The sequence below is a fragment of the Pantoea sp. X-Soil-TKNS-1279 genome (assembly GCF_059730565.1).
This window is the reverse complement of record NZ_AP035948.1, coordinates 3057079-3078780: the sequence shown is the minus strand read 5'-3', so window position 1 is coordinate 3078780 and position 21702 is coordinate 3057079. Positions and strand designations below refer to the sequence as shown.

At 56.2% G+C, this 21702-nt stretch carries 23 protein-coding genes; 20 read left to right on the top strand and 3 right to left on the bottom strand.

What is annotated here, in order from left to right:
- The first annotated feature begins 103 nt into the window (after window positions 1-103).
- Genes ccmA through mlaA form a run of 10 tightly spaced genes read left to right on the top strand, consistent with a single transcriptional unit; the run spans window position 104 to window position 7863 of the window.
- Window positions 104-718 (top strand): cytochrome c biogenesis heme-transporting ATPase CcmA, encoded by a 615-nt coding sequence (ccmA, locus tag AC6I8N_RS14360; protein WP_021185136.1) that lies wholly within the window; start codon window positions 104-106, stop codon window positions 716-718.
- Window positions 718-1377, top strand: coding sequence for a heme exporter protein CcmB (gene ccmB / locus AC6I8N_RS14355; RefSeq protein ID WP_036626878.1), 660 nt, complete (start codon window positions 718-720; stop codon window positions 1375-1377). Before ccmA ends, ccmB begins: the two co-directional genes overlap by 1 nt.
- 55 nt (window positions 1378-1432) lie before the next feature.
- Window positions 1433-2173, top strand: a complete 741-nt coding sequence (locus tag AC6I8N_RS14350; RefSeq protein WP_036626875.1) for a heme ABC transporter permease — start codon at window positions 1433-1435, stop codon at window positions 2171-2173.
- A complete protein-coding gene (ccmD, locus tag AC6I8N_RS14345) occupies window positions 2170-2403 on the top strand; it encodes a heme exporter protein CcmD (protein WP_497829335.1) in 234 nt (77 codons plus the stop codon). Before AC6I8N_RS14350 ends, ccmD begins: the two co-directional genes overlap by 4 nt.
- Window positions 2400-2885, top strand: coding sequence for a cytochrome c maturation protein CcmE (gene ccmE, locus AC6I8N_RS14340; protein ID WP_021185133.1), 486 nt, complete (start codon window positions 2400-2402; stop codon window positions 2883-2885). Before ccmD ends, ccmE begins: the two co-directional genes overlap by 4 nt.
- Window positions 2882-4840 (top strand): heme lyase CcmF/NrfE family subunit, encoded by a 1959-nt coding sequence (locus AC6I8N_RS14335; protein WP_021185132.1) that lies wholly within the window; start codon window positions 2882-2884, stop codon window positions 4838-4840. The genes ccmE and AC6I8N_RS14335 overlap by 4 nt, the downstream gene beginning before the upstream one ends.
- Window positions 4837-5394 (top strand): DsbE family thiol:disulfide interchange protein, encoded by a 558-nt coding sequence (locus tag AC6I8N_RS14330; protein ID WP_013509947.1) that lies wholly within the window; start codon window positions 4837-4839, stop codon window positions 5392-5394. The genes AC6I8N_RS14335 and AC6I8N_RS14330 overlap by 4 nt, the downstream gene beginning before the upstream one ends.
- Window positions 5391-5846 (top strand): cytochrome c-type biogenesis protein, encoded by a 456-nt coding sequence (locus AC6I8N_RS14325; RefSeq protein ID WP_036626831.1) that lies wholly within the window; start codon window positions 5391-5393, stop codon window positions 5844-5846. The genes AC6I8N_RS14330 and AC6I8N_RS14325 overlap by 4 nt, the downstream gene beginning before the upstream one ends.
- Window positions 5846-7057 carry a c-type cytochrome biogenesis protein CcmI gene (gene ccmI, locus AC6I8N_RS14320; RefSeq protein WP_208723888.1) on the top strand — a complete coding sequence of 404 codons (1212 nt, stop codon included), beginning with the start codon at window positions 5846-5848 and terminating at the stop codon, window positions 7055-7057. Before AC6I8N_RS14325 ends, ccmI begins: the two co-directional genes overlap by 1 nt.
- Window positions 7058-7095: 38 nt before the next feature.
- Entirely contained in the window at window positions 7096-7863 is a 768-nt protein-coding gene (gene mlaA / locus AC6I8N_RS14315; RefSeq protein ID WP_021185130.1) for a phospholipid-binding lipoprotein MlaA, read from the top strand.
- Window positions 7864-7963: 100 nt separating this feature from the next.
- Here the strand turns inward: mlaA and fadL are convergent, their stop codons facing one another.
- Complete coding sequence (gene fadL, locus AC6I8N_RS14310; protein WP_208723889.1) at window positions 7964-9244, bottom strand: long-chain fatty acid transporter FadL; 1281 nt, start codon at window positions 9242-9244, stop codon at window positions 7964-7966.
- 356 nt (window positions 9245-9600) lie between these two features.
- Between fadL and AC6I8N_RS14305 the strand changes: the two genes are divergently transcribed.
- The 4 genes from AC6I8N_RS14305 to sixA all read left to right on the top strand — a co-directional run bounded on the left by AC6I8N_RS14305 (window position 9601) and on the right by sixA (window position 14184).
- Complete coding sequence (locus AC6I8N_RS14305; protein WP_208723890.1) at window positions 9601-9897, top strand: YfcZ/YiiS family protein; 297 nt, start codon at window positions 9601-9603, stop codon at window positions 9895-9897.
- A 169-nt stretch (window positions 9898-10066) separates the two neighbouring features.
- A complete protein-coding gene (gene fadI, locus AC6I8N_RS14300; RefSeq protein WP_497829334.1) occupies window positions 10067-11377 on the top strand; it encodes an acetyl-CoA C-acyltransferase FadI in 1311 nt (436 codons plus the stop codon).
- The gene (gene fadJ, locus AC6I8N_RS14295; protein WP_497829333.1) at window positions 11377-13506 is read left to right on the top strand and encodes a fatty acid oxidation complex subunit alpha FadJ; all 2130 of its coding nucleotides are present in this window, start codon (window positions 11377-11379) and stop codon (window positions 13504-13506) included. Before fadI ends, fadJ begins: the two co-directional genes overlap by 1 nt.
- Window positions 13507-13701: 195 nt before the next feature.
- A complete protein-coding gene (gene sixA / locus AC6I8N_RS14290) occupies window positions 13702-14184 on the top strand; it encodes a phosphohistidine phosphatase SixA (RefSeq protein ID WP_036626869.1) in 483 nt (160 codons plus the stop codon).
- 33 nt (window positions 14185-14217) lie between these two features.
- Here the strand turns inward: sixA and smrB are convergent, their stop codons facing one another.
- Window positions 14218-14766 carry an endonuclease SmrB gene (gene smrB / locus AC6I8N_RS14285; RefSeq protein WP_497829332.1) on the bottom strand — a complete coding sequence of 183 codons (549 nt, stop codon included), beginning with the start codon at window positions 14764-14766 and terminating at the stop codon, window positions 14218-14220.
- Between the two features lie 159 nt (window positions 14767-14925).
- Between smrB and prmB the strand changes: the two genes are divergently transcribed.
- The 6 genes from prmB to AC6I8N_RS14255 all read left to right on the top strand — a co-directional run bounded on the left by prmB (window position 14926) and on the right by AC6I8N_RS14255 (window position 19533).
- On the top strand, window positions 14926-15858 hold the full coding sequence (gene prmB / locus AC6I8N_RS14280; RefSeq protein WP_208723893.1) for a 50S ribosomal protein L3 N(5)-glutamine methyltransferase: 933 nt from the start codon (window positions 14926-14928) through the stop codon (window positions 15856-15858).
- Between the two features lie 27 nt (window positions 15859-15885).
- Window positions 15886-16971 (top strand): chorismate synthase, encoded by a 1086-nt coding sequence (gene aroC, locus AC6I8N_RS14275; protein WP_021185123.1) that lies wholly within the window; start codon window positions 15886-15888, stop codon window positions 16969-16971.
- A gap of 4 nt (window positions 16972-16975) precedes the next feature.
- Window positions 16976-17800: a penicillin-insensitive murein endopeptidase gene (gene mepA / locus AC6I8N_RS14270; RefSeq protein WP_497829331.1), complete on the top strand. Its 825-nt coding sequence runs from the start codon at window positions 16976-16978 to the stop codon at window positions 17798-17800.
- An 18-nt stretch (window positions 17801-17818) separates the two neighbouring features.
- On the top strand, window positions 17819-18616 hold the full coding sequence (locus AC6I8N_RS14265) for a sulfite exporter TauE/SafE family protein (RefSeq protein WP_021185121.1): 798 nt from the start codon (window positions 17819-17821) through the stop codon (window positions 18614-18616).
- Between the two features lie 67 nt (window positions 18617-18683).
- On the top strand, window positions 18684-19229 hold the full coding sequence (locus tag AC6I8N_RS14260; protein ID WP_208723894.1) for an elongation factor P hydroxylase: 546 nt from the start codon (window positions 18684-18686) through the stop codon (window positions 19227-19229).
- Between the two features lie 22 nt (window positions 19230-19251).
- Entirely contained in the window at window positions 19252-19533 is a 282-nt protein-coding gene (locus AC6I8N_RS14255) for a YfcL family protein (RefSeq protein ID WP_036626867.1), read from the top strand.
- A 33-nt stretch (window positions 19534-19566) separates the two neighbouring features.
- Here the strand turns inward: AC6I8N_RS14255 and mnmC are convergent, their stop codons facing one another.
- A complete protein-coding gene (gene mnmC, locus AC6I8N_RS14250) occupies window positions 19567-21582 on the bottom strand; it encodes a bifunctional tRNA (5-methylaminomethyl-2-thiouridine)(34)-methyltransferase MnmC2/FAD-dependent 5-carboxymethylaminomethyl-2-thiouridine(34) oxidoreductase MnmC1 (RefSeq protein WP_497829330.1) in 2016 nt (671 codons plus the stop codon).
- Window positions 21583-21702 lie beyond the last annotated feature (120 nt).

The window sequence follows — 21702 nt, the reverse complement described above, 5'->3', positions numbered from 1 at the left end:
TTTACCCCGTTTGGGGTAGGTGTGACATGGCTCACAGACTACGGCCCACAGATTCATTGTGGTATTATCCCGGCCTAATTTCATTGCCGCGATTCCCCCTTTTATGCTCGAAGTCATTAATCTCGCATGCGTTCGCGATGAGCGTACCCTGTTCAACGGGCTGAGCTTTCGTGTCGAAGCAGGCGACATCGTGCAAATTGAGGGGCCAAATGGCGCAGGTAAAACTTCACTATTGCGCTTACTGGCCGGATTGAGCCGGGCGGAAGAGGGTGACGTGCTGTGGCAGGCGCAGCCGATTCGTCAGCAGCGGGAAATATGGCATCAAAATCTGCTTTATCTGGGCCATCACCCGGGAGTGAAATCGGTACTCTCACCATTAGAGAATTTGCATTTCTGGCATGGCGACAGCCACAGTGACGCGATTTTCCAGGCTCTGGAGCAGGTTGATTTGCTGGGATATGAAGAGGTACCAGTGGCACAGCTTTCTGCTGGTCAGCAGCGACGCGTCGCATTGGCTCGCCTGTGGCTCAGTCCGGCAACCTTGTGGATTCTTGATGAGCCGTTGACGGCCATCGACAAAGCTGGCGTGGAAAAATTGATGGCGCGTTTTGCGCAGCATGCCGATAACGGAGGCGCGGTGATTTTAACCACCCATCAGGATTTGCCAGACAGCGCAGAGCGGGTTCGTAAAATTCGTCTGGTATCGGAGTGGGCATGATGCTGGGCCGTGTGATTCAGCGTGAGCTGAAAATTGCCTTCCGCAGTGGTGCGGAAGTGATTAACCCGCTGTGGTTTTTCCTGATTGTCATTACGCTGTTCCCGCTGGGTATTGGCCCTGATCCGCAGCAACTGGCACGCATTGCCCCCGGTATCGCCTGGGTGGCTGCGTTGCTGGCGTCGTTACTGGCGCTGGAGCGTCTGTTTCGCGATGACTTTCTGGACGGTTCGCTGGAGCAGCTGTTGTTACTGCCAACGCCATTGCCAGTCACGGTTCTGGGCAAAGTGATCGCTCACTGGCTGATTACCGGACTGCCGTTGATTTTATTGTCGCCGCTGGCGGCACTGCTGTTGTCGCTCGACTTTGCCGGGTGGCGGGCAATGGCGCTGACCCTGTTGCTGGGAACGCCAACCCTGAGTTTTCTTGGGGCTATCGGCACCGGCCTGACCGTGGGTTTGCGGCGCGGCGGGGTGTTATTGAGTTTGCTGGTATTGCCATTGGCGATCCCGGTGTTGATTTTTGCCAGCGCAGCGATTGATGCCGCCGGACAGGGCCTGCCGATTGGCGGTTATCTGGCGATCCTCGGTGCCATGCTGGCAGGCAGCGCTACGCTGTCCCCGTTTGCTACGGCGGCGGCGCTGCGTATTAGTCTGCATTAAATCGTGCATCCACAGAGATGCCGAAATCTCTCTTCTTATATTGTGAGCTATGCAAATGTGGAAATGGTTACACCAGTGGGCAAAGCCTGAAAAGCTGTATCGGCTTTGTGGTCGCTTAATTCCCTGGTTCGCGGTACTTGGGGTCGCCACCTTGTTGTTGGGTTGGGTGTGGGGCTTTGGTTTTGCGCCAGCGGATTATCAGCAGGGCGATAGCTTCCGCATCATGTACATCCATGTACCGGCAGCAATGTGGTCAATGGGCGTCTATGCCTCGATGGCGATTGCCGCGTTTATCGGTCTGGTGTGGCAGATGAAAATGGCTGACCTGGTATCGGCAGCGATGGCACCGGTTGGCGCTGTGTTCACCTTTATCGCGCTGGTCACGGGTTCCGCCTGGGGCAAGCCGATGTGGGGCACCTGGTGGATTTGGGATGCCCGCCTGACGTCTGAACTGGTATTGCTGTTCCTTTATATGGGTGTCATCGCCCTCTATCACGCCTTTGATGACCGTCGCACTGCCGGTCGTGCTGCTGGAATTTTAATTCTGGTTGGTGTGATTAACCTGCCGATTATTCACTTCTCGGTGCAGTGGTGGAACACCCTGCATCAGGGGTCGTCCGGCATTCTGCAACAGGCGATTGCGCCGAGCATGCGTACCCCGCTGCGTTGGGCGATCCTCGGTTATCTACTGGTATTCATCTCGCTGACGCTGATGCGTCTGCGCAATATGATTTTGTTTACTGAACGTCATCGTCCCTGGGCGATTGAGGTCGCACAGGGAGGGCGCAAATCATGATGCCAGCTTTCTCTTCCTGGCAGGATTTCTTTGCCATGGGCGGCTATGCCTTTTATGTCTGGCTCGCCGTGGTCTTCACGCTGATTCCGCTGATCGGTCTGGTGCTGCACACCGTGCTGTTCCGCCGTCGCCTGCTGGCGGAAATTCGCCAGCGTCAATCCAGGGAGCGTCGCATCCGTGCGGCTAAATCGAAAAAAGCCGCCAGTGAAGCGGCAGGAGAATCTGTGTGAATATCCGTCGTCGTAACCGCCTCTATGTGGTGGTAGCGGTGTTGGTGGGCTTGGGCCTTGCCACTACGCTGGTGATGTATGCGCTGCGTTCCAACATCGATCTGTTCTACACCCCGAGCGAAATTCTGTACGGCAAGGGCGAAAATCACCAGAAACCCGAGCCAGGCCAGCGTTTGCGCGTTGGTGGCATGGTGATGCCGGGAAGCGTCAAGCGCGATCCCAAAACCCTCGCTGTCTCATTCAAACTGTATGACGCCAACGGCGTGGTGAGCGTCAGCTATGAAGGCATTCTGCCGGACCTGTTCCGCGAAGGGCAGGGTGTGGTGGCACAAGGGGTGCTGGAGGACGGCAACCTGGTGAATGCCAAAGAAGTGCTGGCGAAGCACGATGAAAAATATACGCCGCCGGAAATTCAGGACGCGATGAAGAAAAATCACACAGGACCTGCGGCCAACTATCAGCAGGCAGGTGCCCAATCATGATGCCAGAAATTGGCAGTTTTCTGCTCTGCCTGGCGCTGGGACTGGCGCTGCTGTTAAGTATTTATCCGCTATGGGGCGCGGTGCGTCAGGATGCACGTTTAATGGCGTTGGCGCGCCCGCTGACGGTCGGGATGTTTGCCTGTATCGCAGCGGCGTTTTTGCTGTTGGTGCACGCGTTTATCGTGAACGATTTTACCGTGGCTTACGTCGCAACCAACTCCAACACCTTGCTGCCGGTTTATTATCGCATCGCCGCGACATGGGGCGCACACGAAGGGTCGCTGCTGTTGTGGGTGCTGCTGTTGAGTAGCTGGACGTTGGCGGTGGCGATTTTCAGTCGCGGCATGCCGCAGGATGCGCTGGCGCGCGTGCTGTCGGTGATGGGGATGATTAACCTCGGCTTCCTACTGTTTATCACCCTGACATCGAACCCGTTTACCCGTACCTTGCCTAACTTCCCGATAGACGGCAGTGACCTCAATCCGATGTTGCAGGATATCGGCCTGATCTTCCATCCGCCGCTACTGTATATGGGTTATGTCGGCTTCTCCGTTGCCTTTGCGTTTGCCATCGCCTCACTGATGGCGGGGCGTCTCGATACCGCATGGGCGCGCTGGTCACGTCCGTGGACTACGGCCGCCTGGGTGTTTCTGACCATCGGCATCGTGCTGGGTTCGGCCTGGGCATATTACGAACTCGGCTGGGGCGGCTGGTGGTTCTGGGACCCGGTCGAAAATGCTTCCTTTATGCCGTGGCTGGCAGGCACAGCGTTGATGCACTCGCTGGCGGTAACGGAAAAGCGCGGCAGCTTTAAATCCTGGACGGTGCTGCTGGCGATTACCGCATTCTCGCTGAGCTTGCTCGGCACCTTCCTCGTGCGTTCCGGCGTGCTGGTATCGGTGCACTCGTTTGCCTCCGATCCGGCGCGCGGCATGTTTATTCTCGCTTTCCTGGTGATCGTGATTGGTAGCTCGCTGTTGCTGTACGCAATTAAAGGCGGTCAGGTACGCAGCCGGGTGCAAAACGAAGCCTGGTCACGCGAATCGTTCCTGCTGGGTAACAACGTACTGTTGATTGCCGCCATGCTGGTGGTTCTGCTGGGTACCCTGCTGCCGCTGGTGCATAAGCAACTGGGGCTGGGCAGCATTTCGGTCGGCGAACCTTTCTTTAATACCATGTTCACCTGGCTGATGGCGCCGTTCGCGCTGATGCTCGGCATCGGCCCGTTGGTGCGCTGGCGACGTGATGAGCCGCAGAAACTGTGGAAACGTCTCGGCATCGCCTTACTGGTGACGCTGATCCTCTCCATCGCGCTGCCGTGGTTGTTGCAAGATCGTATTGAAGCGATGACGGTGATTGGCTTGCTGATGTCGATCTGGGTGATCCTGCTGACATTAATGGAGCTGCACGAACGCGCCACCCATCGTCATACTTTCTTCAAAGGTTTGCGCCATCTGACGCGCAGCCATTGGGGTATGGTGCTTGGTCATCTCGGTGTGGCAGTGACGGTGATTGGTATCGCCTTCAGTACCCAGTACAGCGTCGAGCGCGATGTGCGGATGAAGTCGGGCGATAATATTGATATCCACAATTACCACTTCATCTTCCGTGACGTGCATAACCTGCAAGGGCCGAACTACAGCGGTGGCGTGGCGATTATCGACGTGACACGCAACGGTAAGCCGGAAGCGGTGCTGCACGCGGAGAAACGCTTCTATACCGCCGCGCGTACCATGATGACCGAAGCGGCGATCAGCGGTGGCTTTACCCGCGATCTCTATGCGGCGTTGGGCGAAGAGCTGGATGACGGCTCCTGGGCAGTGCGGATTTACTACAAACCTTTCGTGCGCTGGATCTGGTTCGGCGGCGTGTTTATGGCGGTGGGTGGCCTGCTGTGTCTGCTCGACCCGCGTTATCGTTCGCGCAAAAAAGCGCAACGGGAGGAGCAGGCATGAACAAGAAAATTCTTTTTATCCCGCTGGTGTTGTTTCTGCTGCTGGCGGCGGCGCTGCTGTGGCAGTTGACGCGCAATGCCAATGGCGACGATCCGACGTTGCTGGAGTCGGCGCTGATTGGCAAACCGGTGCCGGTGTTCAAACTCGAAGCGCTCGACAAACCAGGCAAAATATACGACCAACAGGTGCTGACCGATGGCAAACCGATTTTGCTGAACGTCTGGGCCACCTGGTGTCCGACCTGCCGCGCGGAGCACGAATATCTCAACACGCTGGCGGAAAAAGGCATTCGCGTGGTGGGCCTCAACTATAAAGACGATCGCACCAAAGCGGTGACCTGGCTGAATACGCTGGGGAATCCTTATGCGCTGAGCCTGTATGACGGTGATGGCATGCTGGGTCTGGATCTCGGCGTCTACGGTGCGCCAGAAACCTTCCTGATTGATGGCAAAGGCATTATTCGTTATCGCCATGCCGGTGATATGAACGAGCGTGTCTGGCAGCAGGAAGTGAAACCGCTGTGGGATAAATACAGCAAGGGGGCAGGGGCGTGAAACGGCTGCTTCTTTTGCTCGCAGGCGTGTTGTTGAGCACCAGCCTGTGGGCGGCGATTGATACTTACCAGTTCGATTCGGTGCAGCAGGAGGAGCAGTATCGCGATCTGACCGGTTCGCTACGCTGCCCGAAATGCCAGAACAACAGCATCGCTGACTCCAACGCGATGATTGCTGCGGATATGCGTCTCAAAGTTTATGAACTGATGAAGCAGGGGCAGAGCCGCCAGCAAATTATTGATTATATGGTGGCGCGTTATGGCAATTTCGTCACTTACGAACCGCCGGTGACGCCATCAACCCTGATCCTGTGGGTCGGCCCGGCTCTGTTTGTGGTGCTCGGTGGCCTGATCATTATCCTGCGCAGTCGCCAGCGTAAAACGCGCAGCGAACTGGATGACAACGAACAACAACGCCTTGCGGCGATTCTGAAGCGTGACGGGAAGCCGTAATGAGTGGATTCTGGATTACCCTGATAATTTTACTGGCGGCAGCCACGGTGCTGTTTCTGAGCGCAGGCTGGCGTCAGCGTGTGGCGAGTAATGGCGATCGCGATCGCCTGAACACCGACTTTTATCAGCAGCGCCTGCGCGAGCTGGAGCGTGATGAAGATGAAGGTGTGGTGGCAGAGCGACCCGAGATGGTACGCGAGCTGCAACAAACGTTGCTGACCGATGTGCCGCAACAGGATGAGGTGCGCAGCCATCAAAGCAGCCGCTGGGTCCTGCTCCCCGGTGTCGGTTTGTTGATCGTGGTTTCACTCGGCATGTACCTGAAAACCGGTGGATTGGCGCAACTGGCGGGCTGGACCTCGGTACAACAAGAATATCCGGCGTTACGTGCGCGCGTGATGGATCCGCAGGCGAAACCGTTGACGATGGAAGAACTGGCGCGTCTGCAACTTGGGCTGCGTACCTCGCTGCAATCCGATCCGCAAAACCTCAATGACTGGACCATGTTGGGCCGACTTGGCATGGTGCTGAATAACGCCACCGATGCCAGTCAGGCATTCGAACGTGCGTTGCAACTGGCTCCGAATAATCTGGAACTGCAACAGGATTACGCAGAAGTGCTGACGCGCTCCAGCGATCCACAGGATAATCGTCAGGCCAGCATGTTGCTGCGTGACCTGCTGAAGCGCGATCACAGCAATGTCCGTACCCTGAGTTTGCTGGCGTTCAACGCTTTTGAGCAGCAGCAATATGATGAGGCGATTGGTGCCTGGCAGACAATGCTGAAATTGTTACCGGCGGGGGACCATCGTATTGCGATGATCGAGCGCAGCATTGAACAAGCAAAAACCGATGCGGGACAGCAAAATAGCCACCTGGCATTGGCGGTAAGTTTAACGCCCCAGGCAGAAAAAATGTTACCGCAAGGCGGAGTGTTGTATATTTCTGTGACTGACGGTGTATCACCGGTGCCTGTGGCAGTGAAGCGTTTACCGCTCAGCCACTTCCCGTTATCGCTCACGCTGGATGACAGTAACGCTATGATGCCAGACCGTTTATTGTCGGCGCAGCATCAGGTGCAGGTCCGGGTGCGTGTCTCGCGCGATGGTAGCGCCAATCCGCAGTCTGGAGACTGGTTTGGTTTAAGCGCAGTGACGCCCTGGGACGGTCATCAGCAACTGGCTGTAGAGATTAATCAGCAGCAGCCCTGAAGCGATACACCCTAAAACTGCACGCACAGGGAGAGAATATGAATTACCGCCTGACCGGTCTGGCGCTGGCCAGTGTATTGCTGGTGGGATGCGCCAGCTCCAAACCGGCTGACAACGATCAACCTGCGCAGCGCAGCGATCCGTTTGAAGGCTTTAACCGCACGATGTTTAATTTCAACTACAACGTGCTGGATCCGTATGTCGTGCGTCCGGTGGCGGTGGCCTGGCGCGATTATGTGCCGGTGCCTGCGCGCACTGGGATCAGCAATGTGCTCAGTAACCTTGATGAACCGGCGAGTATGGTCAACGCCTTCCTGACCGGCGAGCCGCGTCGTGCGATGATCCATTTCACCCGTTTCTTCCTGAACTCGACGTTAGGATTGGGTGGTTTTATCGACGTAGCGGGCAAAGCTAACCCTGAGCTGGCGCGTGAAGAGCCGCACCGTTTTGGTAGTACGCTGGGCCGTTATGGCGTCGGTTATGGACCTTATGTGGAACTGCCTGCTTACGGTAGTTTTACCCTGCGTCAGGATGGCGGGGACTATGTTGATACCCTCTATCCAGTGCTGGGTTGGCTGACCTGGCCAATGTCGATAGGTAAATGGACGCTGGAAGGGGTGGAAACCCGTGCGCAGTTGCTGGATAGCGATGCTATTCTGCGTCAGCAACAGGATCCTTATGCGTTTATCCGCAACGCTTATTTCCAGCGTAATGATTTCCTGGCCCGTGGCGGTAAGCTGAAGCCAGAAGAAAACCCGAATGCTAAAGCGATTCAGGGCGATCTCAACGAGATTGATGCGGAATAAATGAAAAGAAGGCGGCTGATTTAGCCGCCTTCTTATTTGTAACGGCGCGATTTATCGCGCCGCTACGAACGGGGTGCACAACAATGTACACCCGTATTCATCAGAACTTATAGTTAAAGCCTGCTGCATAAAGCATCGCTTTCCCTTCCGATCTAAAGGTGTAGTCACCTTCTTTAATCGTTACGTTCTGGCCGTGCATGTAGGAAATACCAATATCCACTGACGCATCCTTGTTGAACGCATAGGACGCACCGGCGCTCAGCCACAGACGGTCCTGGTCCGGGATCGAGATAGAACGTTTATCTGCCGGTACCGGGCTGTCATCAAAGGCGATACCGCCACGGAAGGTCCAGTTATCGTCGTAGAAATAGGTGGTACCCAGCGCGATACGATAGGCGTCGTGGAAGCCTTCATCTTTATAGAACAGGGTCTGACCATTGTTGGTGGCTTTCAGCTCCTGGAACTGGCTCCAGCTGGTGTAGGTCAGGCTATAGTGCACCGCCCATTGTGGCGCAACTTTATGCCAGCCAGACACTTCCCACATTTCCGGCAGATTGAGTGTCAGCGAACCTGGGATCGTCGATCCCCCAGTGGCATACGGCAGACCTAAACCCATCGCCTGGTTAATGGCGTTAACAGAGGTCGGCAGGTCACTTTTGTAATCGCCATCAAAGTCGATTTTCACTTCAGAACGATAGGTAAAGCCAAAGCGGTTGTTTTTATCCACTTCATACAGGATACCAGCGTTCCAGCCATAGCCCCATTCGTCGCCTTTCAGATGGGCAATTTGGGTATTAGCCGGAAGACCCAGCGCAGCACCTGATTCACCGGCGTAACGTTCGATTTTCGCTTTGGCATACACCGCATCAAAACCGATACCAAAACTGAAATGTTCATTCAGACGATAAGCGGTGCTGATATTAAAATTACCGGTGGTTAAATCGGTAGTACCGCCGTAAGCGCCTGCGGTGTAACCGTTATTAAATTCTGTCGCCAGGCCATAGTTAGAGGTGACCGAAGCCCCCACCCACCACTGATCGTTAATCGGGTGCACATAGTGGATATTGGGAATCCACTGGTTCGGGGCGATGTTTTTGGCGTCGAGGCTACGGCCCGTTGGGCTGGTGCCGCTAATATTCACATCCGGGTCGATATACACCGCACCAATTGAAAACTCGGGGCGGTCCATCAACGCCATGGTTGCAGGGTTGCGGCTGGCGGAGGCGGCGGTATCACCCATTGCGCCTTCACCTGAATAGGCACGGCCTAATCCGATTGCTGAAAATTCATTAAGTTGAAAGCCAGCAGCGTAAACATGAGAAGAGACGAGCGCGACTGCAGCTGCCACAGCTGACTTTGCAAACAGGTTCTTATGGTTCATGACCACAACCTCATCAATTATTATTAAACGTTGTTACATCGCGTAACAAGGGACGGCGGATTGTAGGGACTGACGACAGAGACACATATCAGACCAGTGCGACGAGTATAGGTCGGACCTGTGTATTTGTTGCAATAATGTTTTTAAAATATTTCCAATTTGATCGATAAAATCAGATCTGCTTAACAAAATCCTTGCCGTTACGTTCCAGCATAGCGAGTCAAATTTGTTTTGGATCAATTTTTAGTGTGATATTCGTCACTTAGCAGGTTGAGCGTGGCGACGGTAAGGCTTCAGGCGTAAACTTTGTGGCAGAAAAAATTCCTTTTTGTCTGTTTTATCGTCAGGAGAAAGCCATGACTGATGCCATTAATAAATGCAGCGCCAACGAAACCGCAGCCTGCTGCTGCGTTGATGTGGGGACTGTTGTCGACAACACCGATTGCACTGCCAGCTGGTCTGGATTGTTTGCCGACCGCCATGCGGCTGAAGCGATGCTGAAGCACCTGAGTGAGCGGGCGCGTCAGGTTGAATCCGAGCCGTGCGATATCCGCCCACAACTGGAGAATGAAGCCGAAGGCGTGCGCCTGAATATCGACTTCATCTTCGCCTGTCAGGCAGAATCCCTGATCTTCCAGCTCGGTCTGCGCTAATCCCCCCAACTGCCGGACTTGGTTCCGGCAGTGTTTGTTAATTTCGTGTTTCTCCTCGCACTTTTTTCCTCTGCATATTGGCGACTTACGCGCTCCTGGTTAACACTGATGATCAGGTCAGACCTCTTTGGGCAATGACGCCCCGGTCGAATAGCACAGGTGACAGGCAATGAGCAAAGCGCAGCCGCTGCTGACGCGTCAGGGCGAACGCATCGCCATAACCCACGGACTCCGTACCCCGTTTGCCCGCCAGGCGAGTGATTTTCATGGTATCCCGGCGCTGGAGTTGGGACGGATGGTGGTGAGCGAATTAATGGCCCGCAGCGAATTGCCGGTGGAGGTTATCGACCAACTGGTGTTCGGCCAGGTGGTGCAAATGCCGGAAGCACCCAATATCGCCCGTGAAATCGTGTTGAGTAGTGGATTGAGCGTGCATACCGATGCGTACAGCGTCAGCCGGGCCTGTGCCACCAGTTTTCAGGCAGTGGCAAATGTGGCGGAAAGTCTGATGGCGGGTAGCATTGATGCCGGTATCGCTGGCGGCGCGGATTCCTCTTCGGTATTGCCGATTGGCGTCAGTAAAACCCTGGCGCGCGCGCTGGTTGATCTGAACAAAGCGCGTCGCTTCAGCCAGAAACTGCAAATTTTACGTCGCCTGCGCCCGCGTGACCTGTTGCCGGTGCCACCGGCGGTGGCTGAGTATTCCACCGGACTGCGCATGGGGGACACCGCCGAGCAGATGGCGAAAACGCACGGCATCACCCGCGAGCAGCAGGATGCGTTAGCCCTGCGTTCACACCAGCGTGCGGCGCGTGCCTGGCAATCTGGTGTGCTGGCGCAGGAAGTGATGCCTGCCTTTGTGCCGCCGTGGAAAGCCCCGATCGAGCAGGATAACAACGTCCGTTTTAACGCCAGCGCTGCTGACTATGCGCGGCTGCGTCCGGCGTTTGACCGTCAGCATGGCACAGTAACCGCCGCCAACAGCACGCCGCTCACCGACGGTGCAGCCGCCGTGATTCTGATGCGTGAAGGGCGTGCGCGTGAGTTGGGGATCACTCCGCTTGGGTATCTGCGCAGCTATGCGTTTAGCGCCATTGATGTCTGGCAGGATATGTTGCTGGGACCGGCCTATGCCTCGCCGCTGGCGCTGGAGCGTGCCGGTATTGGCCTCAACGACCTGACCCTGATTGATATGCATGAAGCTTTCGCCGCACAAACCCTGGCAAATTTGAAAATGTTTAATGATGAACGCTTTGCGCGCGAGGTGTTAAACCGTCCGCATGCGCTAGGTGAGGTGAATGAAGAACGTTTTAACGTGTTGGGGGGATCGATCGCCTATGGTCATCCCTTCGCCGCGACCGGCGCGCGGATGATCACCCAGACGTTACAGGAATTACGGCGACGCGGTGGCGGGATGGGACTGGTGACCGCCTGTGCAGCGGGTGGCTTAGGCACCGCAATGGTACTGGAGGCCGAATAATGCATGATTCTGCATTCCACCTGCATATGCGCCTCGATCACATTGGCGTGATCACCATTGATGTACCGGGCGAGAAGATGAACACCCTGAAAGCTGAATTTGTGCCGCAAATTCAGGCGGTGCTGGCAGAAGCCCGCCGCGATCCCGAGCTGGTCGGGCTGGTGTTGATCTCCGGTAAACGTGACAATTTTATCGCTGGCGCCGATATCAGCATGATTGACCGCTGTCAGACGGCGGATGACGCCGAAGCGCTGGCTCGGCAGGGACAAGAAGTGATGGCGGCTATTGCGGCGCTGCCGTTTCCTGTCGTGGCGGCGATTCACGGTGCCTGCCTGGGGGGCGGACTGGAGTTGGCGCTGGCGTGTGACGCACGTATCTGCTCGCTGGATGACAAAACCCGTTTGGGTCTGCCGGAAGTTCAGTTGGGATTGCTGCCCGGTTCTGGCGGTACGCAACGTTTGCCACGGTTAATGGGTCTTCAGCAGGCACTGCCGTTGATCCTGACCGGGAAACAACTGCGGGCGAAGCAGGCGTTAAAGCTGGGGCTGGTTGATGACGCGGTCCCGCAATCCATTCTGCTGGAAACCGCCATTGCGCGAGTGCTGAAGGGGAAAAAGACGCTGCGAACGCTGCCATGCCGTGATCGACTGTTGCAAGGGCCAATTGCTCGACAAGTGGTGTTCGCGCTGGCAAAACGTCAGACCGACAGCAAAACCCACGGCAACTATCCGGCTGTCGAGCGTATTTTACAGGTGGTGCGTACCGGGCTGGAGCAAGGTAGCAGCGCCGGTCATGAAGCAGAAGCGCGTGCCTTTGGACAACTGGCGATGACCCGCGAATCGGTCGCGCTGCGCAGTTTATTCTTTGCCTCCACGGCGATAAAGAAAGAAGCCTTTGCTGATGCTGAACCGCGCGAGCTTCAGCATATCGGCGTGCTCGGTGGCGGGCTGATGGGCGGTGGTATCGCCAGCGTCACGGCGTTGAATGCCGGATTGCCGGTACGTATTCGCGATATTAACCTCAGCGGCATTAATCATGCGTTGCAATATAGCTGGGATCGCCTGACGCAGCGCCTGAAACGCCGCCAGATCAAGGCGGCTCAACGTCAGCAACAGATGGCGTTAATTAGCGGAACGCAGGATTATCAGGGATTTGCCCGGCGAGACCTGGTGATTGAGGCGGTATTTGAAGATCTGGCGTTGAAGCAGCAGATGGTGGCAGAAATTGAAAGCCATTGTCAGCCGTATACCATTTTTGCTTCCAACACCTCATCGCTGCCGATTGGCGACATTGCTGCCAAAGCCCAGCGCCCGGAGAACGTGATCGGTCTGCATTTTTTCAGTCCGGTAGACAAAATGCCGCTGGTGGAGGTGATCCCGCATGCAACCACCTCGGCAGCAACCCTGGCGACTACCGTGCAGCTGGCGCGCCAGCAGGGTAAAACCGCCGTGGTGGTGGCGGATAAACCGGGCTTCTACGTCAACCGTATTCTGGCACCCTATATAAATGAAGCGATGCGTTGTCTGCTGGAAGGCGAACCAATTGAACATATTGATCAAGCGCTGGTGAAGTTCGGCTTTCCGGTGGGGCCGTTGCAGTTGCTGGATGAGGTGGGGATTGACGTTGGCAGCAAAATCAGCCCGATTCTGCAACAGGCATATGGCGATCGTTTTAGCGCGCCGGAGGCCGTCGCGGCGATTCTGGCTGACGATCGCAAAGGACGTAAAAACGGCAAAGGCTTCTATTTATATCAGCGCGCACGTTTCCCGATGAAACGCAAAGCCGATCCGTCGCTTTACACGCTGCTCGGCATCAAACCGCAGGCCAGGCAAAGTGAAGGGCAAATCGCCACGCGCTGCGTCATGATGATGCTGAATGAGGCCGCTCGCTGTCTGAACGAAGCGGTGATTCGCAGCGCGCGTGATGGCGACATTGCCGCTGTGTTTGGCATTGGTTTTCCGCCGTTCCTGGGCGGCCCCTTCCGTTATATGGACACGCTGGGTGCCCCAGAAATGGTCAATACATTAAACGCCTTAATGCAGCAGCACGGTGATCGTTTCGCACCTTGTGACACCCTGATGACAGCGGTACAAGAGCAAACGAAATTTTACACTTCTGCACAAATCTGAATAGGCTTACAGATTCAGCGGGTTAGAAAGACGGTTCGGATAAGGCTTATGCGGTAGCATTCTGAGATATGCTTATTTAATAAACAACCGGTTGACTATACTGAAGCCATTGCGGTAAAACACAGCGTTCATTCGCAGAATGAAGCGTCTGGTGCTGTGGTACCGGATGATATCGACAAACAACAGCGGTGCTTTATGCAAGTTTTTATCATGCGTCATGGCGATGCGGCTCTGGAAGCAGCAAGTGATTCAGTCAGACCACTTACGCTTTGCGGATGTGACGAATCACGCCAGATGGCGAGCTGGCTCAACGGCCAGGCGCTGGATATCGAACGGGTGCTGGTCAGCCCCTATCTGCGTGCCGGGCAAACCCTGGCAACGGTACGCGAAGCCCTGACGCTGCCGGAAGGGCAGGACGTGTTGCCAGAGTTGACGCCGGGTGGCGATCCGGGGCTGGTGGCCTGCTATTTACAGGCGCTGGCGAACGAAGGGGTGAAATCGGTACTGGTGATTTCGCATCTGCCGCTGGTGGGTTATCTGGTTTCCGAGTTGTGCCCGCAGGAAACGCCACCGATGTTCGCAACCTCCGCCATTGCCTGCGTCAATTTTGACCCGGCAACCTGCGAAGGTAAGCTGGAGTGGCAGGTCAGTCCCTCGAAACTGGCCAAAGCGATGTAATCCCGCTATGGGCCGCTGCGGCGGCCCCATCCCTCAAGGCAATTCTGGTGGTTGCCACTCTTCCACTTCAATCAATACCAGCAAGGCTGCATCGCCACCGAACAATTTTGGTGCCTGATGAAACGCCATCACCCACGGATGTTGTGCCAGCCACAGCGGCGTTTGCTGCTTGAGGATGTGTTTGCCGTGCCCGGTCATCACGCTGGCGCAAAACAGGTGCTCGCGCCGACAGGCGGCGATTAGCGCACCCAGCTCCTGCTTGGCTTGCATCTGGGTTAAGCCGTGCAGATCGAGAAAGATCTCCGGGGTGTAGTCGCCACGCCGCAGTTTTTTCAACTCATAATGGCTGACATCGGCGCGCACGTAACGCACCGGCCCGTCGCTGGACAGCAGCGGCTGAAACTCGTCGGAGAAATAATGGCTATTATCGGCCTGTTCGGAAAGCAGCCTTTTCAGCGGAACTTCACGCGTTTTCGCCACCGGTTTATGCACGATGGTGTCCTGTTTCAGCTTGCGTGTTCCGGTCATTAACTGGCGGAACAGCGCCTGATCGTCCTGGCTTAGCGGCGTCTTTTTACTCATGTCTCAATTGGTATCTTCAGGAATGGCGGGGGGTTCTGAGGTCCTACCTTACCTTTAAGTGTTAACAAATGTCAGCTTTTTCGCCTCGCCGCGCTGAATTCTGCCCGGCTTCGTGGCAAACTATCGGCCGATTGATTTTATGGCCTGCTGGAGGGCTACGTGGACAAAATTTTCGTCGATGAGGCAGTCAACGAACTGCACACCATTCAGGATATGCTGCGCTGGGCCGTCAGCCGTTTTTCTGCGGCCGGTATCTGGTACGGTCACGGCACAGACAACCCCTGGGACGAAGCGGTACAACTGGTCCTGCCCACCCTCTGGCTGCCGCTGGATATCCCGGAAGATATGCGCCATGCGCGCCTGACTGCCAGCGAGCGTCATCGTATCGTTGAACGCGTAATTCGCCGCGTTAACGAGCGCATTCCGGTGGCCTACCTCACTAACAAAGCCTGGTTCTGCGGCCATGAATTTTACGTTGACGAGCGCGTGCTGGTGCCACGTTCGCCGATTGGCGAATTGATTGACAACCGTTTTGCCGGATTGATCGCCGAAAACCCAAACCATATCCTTGATATGTGTACCGGTAGCGGTTGTATCGCCATTGCCTGCGCTTATGCTTTCCCGGAAGCCGAGGTGGATGCCGTTGATATCTCCACCGATGCACTGGCGGTCGCAGAGCAGAATATCGAAGAACATGGTTTGCTGAACCACGTCACCCCGATTCGTGCCGACCTGTTCCGTGGCCTGCCAGAGGTGAAATACGATCTGATCGTCACCAACCCGCCTTACGTCGATGCCGAAGATATGGATGACTTGCCGGGTGAATATCGTCACGAACCGGAACTGGGGCTGGCCGCAGGTAGCGATGGCCTGAAGCTGGTGCGTCGTATCCTCGCCTGTGCGCCAAATTACCTGAGCGAGCAGGGCGTGCTGATTTGCGAAGTGGGCAACAGCATGGTGCATATGATCGAACAGTATCCCGATGTGCCTTTCACCTGGCTGGAGTTCGACAACGGTGGCGACGGCGTATTTATGCTGACTCGTCAGCAAATCGTTGACGCGCAGCATCATTTCTCATTCTTTAAAGACTAAAAGCGAACAACGCAACAAGGATTCAGCATGGCCGGAAACAGCATCGGACAATTTTTTCGAGTAACCACGTTTGGCGAGTCGCACGGTATTGCGTTGGGCTGTATTGTCGATGGCGTACCGCCGGGCATCCCTCTGACCGAAGCCGATATTCAACACGATCTCGATCGTCGTCGTCCTGGCACCTCGCGTTATACCACCCAACGCCGCGAGCCGGATCAGGTGAAAATTTTGTCAGGCGTGTTTGAAGGTGTGACCACCGGCACTTCAATTGGCCTGCTGATTGAGAACACCGACCAGCGTTCCCAGGATTACAGCGCCATCAAAGATCTGTTCCGTCCCGGCCATGCAGATTACACCTACGAGCAAAAATACGGCCTGCGTGATTACCGTGGTGGTGGCCGTTCCTCGGCACGCGAAACTGCGATGCGCGTGGCGGCGGGTGCCATCGCCAAAAAATATCTACAGATGAAACACGGCATTCAGGTGCGTGGTTATCTGGCGCAGATTGGCGATGTGGCTTGTGAGCTGAAGGATTGGAGCATTGTCGAAGAAAACCCGTTTTTCTGCCCGGATGCTGACAAGCTGGAAGCGCTGGATGAACTGATGCGTGCGCTGAAAAAAGAGGGTGACTCCATTGGTGCCAAAGTGACGGTGATGGCAGAGAATGTCCCACCGGGCCTCGGTGAGCCAGTGTTTGACCGCCTCGATGCTGACCTGGCCCATGCGCTGATGAGCATCAACGCCGTGAAAGGCGTTGAGATTGGCGACGGTTTTGCGGTAGTGAACCAGCGTGGCAGCCAGCATCGCGATGAAATCCGTGCTAACGGTTTCCAGAGCAACCATGCGGGCGGTATTCTCGGCGGTATCAGCAGCGGCCAGACCATCAGCGCGAATCTGGCGATGAAACCGACTTCGAGCATCACCGTACCGGGTAAAACCATCACCCGTGACGGCGAAGAAGTTGAGATGATCACCAAAGGTCGTCACGATCCCTGCGTCGGTATCCGCGCGGTGCCGATCGCTGAAGCGATGATGGCGATCGTGCTGATGGATCATCTGCTGCGCCAGCGTGCGCAGTGTGCTGACGTTAACTCCACTGTTCCACGCTGGTAAATCGATGCGTCGTCTGCTGCTTACCCTTGCCGCGCTGCTGTGTACCGCCGCCGTCAATGCTGCCACACCGTGGCAGCAAATTTATCAACCGATTAGCGGTGCGCCACAGTCAATTGGCAGTTTTGCCAATGGCTGCATCGTGGGTGCCCAACAACTGCCGTTGAACTCGCCCGATTACCAGGTGATGCGTCAGGACCAGCGCCGCTATTTTGGTCATCCTGATTTGATCGCCTTTATTCAGCGTCTCAGCAACCAGGTGCATCAACTGCAACTGGGGCAGGTGTTGATTGGGGATATGGGTATGGCGGCAGGTGGACGTTTTAGCAGCGGTCACGCCAGCCACCAAACCGGGCTGGATGTCGATATCTGGCTGCAACTGCCACGCAATCGCTGGACGGCGCAGCAATTGTTAAAACCACAACCTCTCGACCTGGTCGCCCCGGATGGCAAGCAGGTGGTGGCACGTCATTGGCAGCCGCAGATCGATAGCCTGATCAAACTGGCGGCGAAAGATGATGAAGTGACACGTATCTTCGTCAATCCGGCGATCAAAAAGCAGCTTTGCGCCGATGCAGGAAGCGATCGCGGCTGGCTGAATAAAGTGCGTCCGTGGTTTGCGCATCGCGCACATATGCATGTCCGACTGCGCTGCCCGCCGGGGAGTCTGGAGTGTCAGGATCAACCTGCGCCGCCTCCGGGAGACGGTTGTGGTGCGGAACTGGAAAGCTGGTTCCTGCCGAAACAGCCAGGCACCACGGCCCCGGTCAAAAAAGAACCGCCACCGCTGCCCGCTTCGTGTCAGGCATTGTTGGATAACCATCTGTTATAACAGGGATGTAACAATATTATGGAATGGTTTGTAGCCAGCCCTCTGGTGCTGGTGGTGTTATTTGGTGTCTCGGTGCTGGCGGCTTTTATTGATTCCATTGCCGGTGGGGGGGGCCTGTTGACCCTGCCGTCACTGCTGGCGGCCGGACTTTCCCCGGCCCAGGCGTTAGCCACCAATAAGCTGCAATCGGTCGGCGGCTCTTTCTCCGCCAGCCTGTACTTTGTGCGTCGTGGGGTAATTAACCTTCGAGCGCAGCGGTTGAATATCGCCATGACCTTTATTGGCGCGATTTGCGGTGCGGTGCTGATCCAGCATATCAAGGCCGATATTCTGCGCCAGGTACTGCCGCTACTGTTGATCAGCATTGGCCTATGGTTCCTGCTGATGCCGCGTATTGGTGAGCAGGATCGTGCGCAGCGTCTGCACGGTTTGGCTTATGCGCTGGTGGGCGGGGGCTGTGTCGGTTTTTACGATGGCTTCTTCGGTCCCGGTGCCGGTTCCTTTTACGCGCTGGCTTTCGTCACCCTGTGTGGTTTTAATCTGGCTAAAGCGACCGCGCACGCCAAAATCCTCAATTTCACCTCCAACTTCGGCAGCCTGCTGTTCTTCATGTTTGGTGGCAAGGTGGTGTGGGGCACCGGCCTGATTATGCTGCTGGGTGCATTTTGCGGTGCCAGACTCGGCGCGCGTCTGGTGCTGAGCCGTGGTCAGAAACTGATCCGCCCGATGGTGGTGACGGTCTCTGCGGTGATGAGCGCCAAACTGTTATGGGATAGTCACGGCAGCGCATTGCTGGCATGGATGGCCACCCTGTGATCAAACACTCGTCAATACCGGCAGCCGATGCGACAATGACGCCGGTTTTCAACAGAACAATGACATCATGAGTACAACACACCATTACGAGCAGCTGATTAGCGTGTTCGATAGCTGCTTTCAGGACGAGTTTCAGACGCGTCTGGTTAAAGGCGACGACGAACCCATTTATCTTCCGGCAGATGAAACCTCACCGTGGCATCGCATCGTCTTTGCGCACGGTTTTTACGCCAGCGGCATGCATGAAATTTCCCACTGGTGTATCGCCGGTGAGGCGCGGCGTAAACTGGTGGATTTCGGTTACTGGTATTGCCCGGACGGGCGTGATGCGCAGACGCAAAACCAGTTTGAATCGGTGGAGATTAAGCCGCAGGCGCTGGAGTGGATGTTTTGTATGGCGGCAGGCTTTCCCTTCAACGTAAGTTGTGACAATCTCGAAGGAGATTGTGAGCCAGATCGCATTGCGTTTCAGCGGAAGGTGCATACCCAGGTGATGACCTACCTTGAGCAAGGCATTCCGGCGCGCCCGGCACGGTTTATTCAGGCATTACGAGATTATTACGGCACCCCTGCGCTGACTGCGGCACAGTTTCCCTGGCCGGAAGATCTGTGACCATTAATGAAGGAAAATTGAGATGATCGTAGAATTTGAGTCACGCATTCTGGCGCTGATTGACGATATGGTGGATCACGCCAGTGACGACGAATTGTTTGCTGGCGGTTATCTGCGTGGACACCTGACGTTGGCGGTGGCCGAAATTGAACAAAGTGGCGAGCACACGCCGGAAGCGCTACAGATTCAGGTCACTAACAGCCTACAAAAAGCCATCGCCGCCGGTGAGCTGTCACCACGCGACCAGGCGCTGGTAGTGGGTATGTGGGAAAACTTGTTTAACCAGGCGCGTCAGACCGTCTAAGCCGCTTCCGTAACAGCGCGATAAATCGTGCTGTTACGGGCGTCCTGCCTTCTTCCCTTTCAGCAGTTTCCTCACCCAGTAGCGATTCGGATTCAATGCCGCCAGGGTAGTAACATCCAGCGGCTGCGGCTCGCCACTCATTTGTGCCGCCAGCACTTCTGCGGCCAGCGGTGCGCTGCACAAACCGCGCGACCCCAACGCCCCCAGTACAAACAATCCCGGGTACAACGGCGCGGTGGCGATAGTTTCCCCGCGTGCCCGCTGTTCTGCCAGCGTGGCGTACTGCGTTAGGGTGGCGTCATAGTCCGGCGCGCTACCGACCATCGGCAGATGGTCACGCGTGGCACATCGAACGCCGATACGCGCCTCGCTGCCGCTGACGTCGACTTTTTCAGGCCAGTCGGCGCCAGGCAGGCAATTGATCAGTCGCTGACGATTCTCCAACTGGTCATCGGCACGGTAATCCGTCGCGGTATCGCCACGATGGTAGCTGGCTCCGATACAGTGGGTCGCATAATTTGGACTGACCGGCGTGAGATAACCGTCATAGCACAACACGCTGCGTAATGCGCCTAACGCCGGGTGGCTCGGCACATGGCTGACCTGGCCCGCCACCGGATATACCGGTAGATCCTGGCTCTGCTCGATATCCAGCAACGCGTGACCATTTGCCAGCACCACCTGTTGATGCCGGACATCGTGCTGTTCAGCAAAACTCAGTGTCCAGCCGTCACCCTGCGATGTCAGCCGGGTCACACGATGCAGCCAGTGCACGCGTAATCCCAGCGTTTGCGCGTATTCAAGCAGGTTGCTGGTCAATTCTGACGGCGACAGCCAGCCACCGAGTGGGTAGTAAATGCCGCCCATTCCCAGCTCAACGCCTGCCAGCGCTTCTGCTGCTTCTTTATTAACACCGTAAGCGATGTCGTGCGGTAGCCCCATACTCAGCATCTGAGCGATTTTGTCAGCGCTTTTCTCGTCCCAACCGAGTTGCAGCACGCCGCTCCAGTCATGTTCGAACGCCACCGGCAGTGCATCATAGATACGGCGGGCAAAGCTGAATGCAGCGGGGAAAAAGTTAGCCAGCGCCGGATCATGCTGATTGAGCAGCGGATACAGCGCTCCCTGACGATTACCCGATGCACCCAGCGCGGCCGCGGCATCGGCACAATAAAGGGTGACGTGCCAGCCACGGCGCAACAGCGCCAGCGCCAGTACCGCGCTGGCGACGCCACCGCCAATCAACGCCACCTCCTGGCCCGCCGCCTGCGGGCGTGCATACCAGGGCTGGCGCTGGGGCAGGGCGGGGGCATCAGGGAGTTGGCCGGTCAGCATCTCGCGTTTATGACCAAAACCTTTGCGTTTGCTGACGTGAAAACCCGCTTCCTGCAAACCGCGACGCACAAAACCGGCCGAGGTGAAGGTCGCCAGCGTACCGCCAGGACGTGCCATGCGTGCCATCGCGGCAAATAATCCTGCTGTCCACATCTCCGGATTCTTCGCCGGGGCGAAGCCATCGAGGAACCACGCATCTACCTGACGATGCAGACTGTCATCAAAGGTATCAATTAGCGCGTTAATATCGCCTAACCACAGGTCCAGGGTGACCTCACCGCCGCCAAACAGCAGACGCTGGCAACCCGGCAATGGCGCGGGCCATTGCTGCTGCAACAGTTCGGCCCAGGGGTGAAGTTCTGGCCAGTGCGCATGCGCTGCGACCAGATCCTGCTGCGTCAGCGGGAATTTCTCACAGCTGATAAAGTGCAGGCGTTTCAGGCGGGCTGTTGGGTGCTGGCGGCGAAAATGGTCGAAGGCTTGCCATAAGGTCAGGAAGTTAAGCCCGGTGCCAAAGCCGCTTTCCGCCACGATAAACAGGTCGCGGTCGTGATCGTGGAAGCGTTTCGGCAGGCCATTGCCATCGAGAAACACATAGCGTGTCTCCTCCAGACCATTGTCGTTGGAGAAATAAACGTCGTCGAAGGCTTGCGAAACAGGTGTACCCTGTTCGTTCCAGTTCAGTTGTGCGTGTTCAACCGGGGATAACTTCAAGAGAAAGGCTCATTTTTCAGGCAGTGGCGTGATTTTAGCGAGTGCCGTCACATGACGCAAATTTACAAAAGGAAATGGCTGATCGGACTTGTTCGGCTTACAACTGTAAGCTAGAGTGCA